We start from the raw sequence: 1,626 nt of genomic DNA on the forward strand, positions 1-1,626 counted from the left end.
GCCCCCGGCGTGCCACGGGCGCGCGTCCGCGCGGCGCGCCCCGACCCGTCCGGGCGCTCCAGCGGGGCGCCGACGCTCACCCCGCCCGCGCTGCTACGGTGCGTCACCGGATTGCCACACGATGTCATCGGGAGCGTGCGTGAAGGTCGTCTGCGTCGGCGGCGGGCCCGCCGGCCTCTACTTCTCGATCCTCATGAAACTGCGGGACCAGGGGCACGACGTCACGGTGTACGAGCGCGACCCCGCCGGCTCCACGTACGGATGGGGCGTCACGTACTGGGGCACCCTGCTGGAGAAGCTGCACGCCGGCGACCCCGTCTCGGCGCGGGCCGTCGAGGAGGCCTCCGTACGGTGGCGCGACGGCGTCGCGCACGTACGGGGCACGACGACGCGGCACAGCGGCGACGAGGGCTTCGGCATCGGCCGGCACCGGCTGCTGGAACTCCTCGCCGACCGCGCCCGCGACCTCGGGGTGCGCCTCGTCCACGAGCACGAGGCCGAGCCGGACGAGGTGGCGGACGGGGCGGCGGGCGCAGGTCTCGTGGTGGCGGCCGACGGCGTGCGCAGCGCGCTGCGCGGCCGGTGGGCCGACCACTTCGGCACGGAGGTCACCGTCGGCCGCAACCCTTACATCTGGCTCGGCACCAGCAAGGTCTTCGACGCCTTCACCTTCTCCTTCGTGGAGAGTCCGCACGGCTGGATCTGGTGCTACGCCTACCGCTACGACGACCGCGGGAGCACCCTCGTCGTCGAGTGCGCGCCCGAGACGTGGCGGGGCCTCGGTCTCGACCGGGGCACGGAGGCGGAGGGCCTCGCGCTGCTCGGCGACCTCTTCGCCGACGTGCTCGACGGGCATCCGCTGACCGGCCGCGGCGGGGCGGGCGACGCCCCGGCGCAGTGGCTGACCTTCCGCACCCTGACGAACCGGACCTGGCACCGGGGCAACGTGGTCCTGCTCGGCGACGCCGCCCACACCACCCATTACTCCATCGGGGCCGGCACCTCCCTCGCCCTGGAGGACGCCCTGGCGCTCGCCGGCTCCCTGCACGCCGGCCAGTCGGGCCCGGCCGCGGCCGCGCCGGGGGACGCCGTGCCGGACGAGGCCGCGCTGGAGGCCGCGCTGAGCCGCTACGAGGACGTGCGGCGGGCCGAACTGCTGTCGGTGCAGAGCGCGGCGCGCTACAGCGCCCGCTGGTACGAGGACCTGCCGCGCTACCTCCGGCTGCCGCCGGAGCAGATGTTCGCGCTGCTCGGCCAGCGCCACTCGCCCCTGCTGCCCTACGTTCCGCCGCAGCTCTACTACCGCCTCGACCACGCGGCGGGGCGCCTGGAGTCCCTGCGCCGGCTCAAGCGGTGGCTCGGCCCCCGGCTCGCGGGGTCGCTCCACGCCCGGGCGCGCGACCGGGTCTGACCGCAAGGACGCTTCCTCGGACCGGTATCCACCGGATCCACGACGGGGGCGGATCGGATCAAACACCTGATTCGATCGAAGCCCGGCCGGTACGTGGTCGACTCGCGACCCGGGCTGATCGGTACACGATCGGCAGCCATCGGCGGGCAGGCGCTTGCCGGCGCGGCCCGCGCCACCGGGGCGCCCACGGCGCCGGGGCCCCGCCCGGCGGGCCG

1 protein-coding gene is annotated in these 1,626 nt (G+C 75.5%); it reads left to right on the top strand.

Annotation, left to right across the window (positions count from 1 at the left end; all coding sequences use genetic code 11):
- Positions 1-121: 121 nt before the first annotated feature.
- Positions 122-1,411 carry an FAD-dependent monooxygenase gene (locus tag L1885_RS28115; RefSeq protein ID WP_235799962.1) on the top strand — a complete coding sequence of 430 codons (1,290 nt, stop codon included), beginning with the start codon at positions 122-124 and terminating at the stop codon, positions 1,409-1,411.
- The last annotated feature ends 215 nt before the right edge of the window (positions 1,412-1,626 follow it).

This window comes from Streptomyces fuscigenes, from assembly GCF_021556455.1.
Classification (GTDB): Bacteria; Actinomycetota; Actinomycetes; order Streptomycetales; family Streptomycetaceae; genus Streptomyces; species Streptomyces fuscigenes.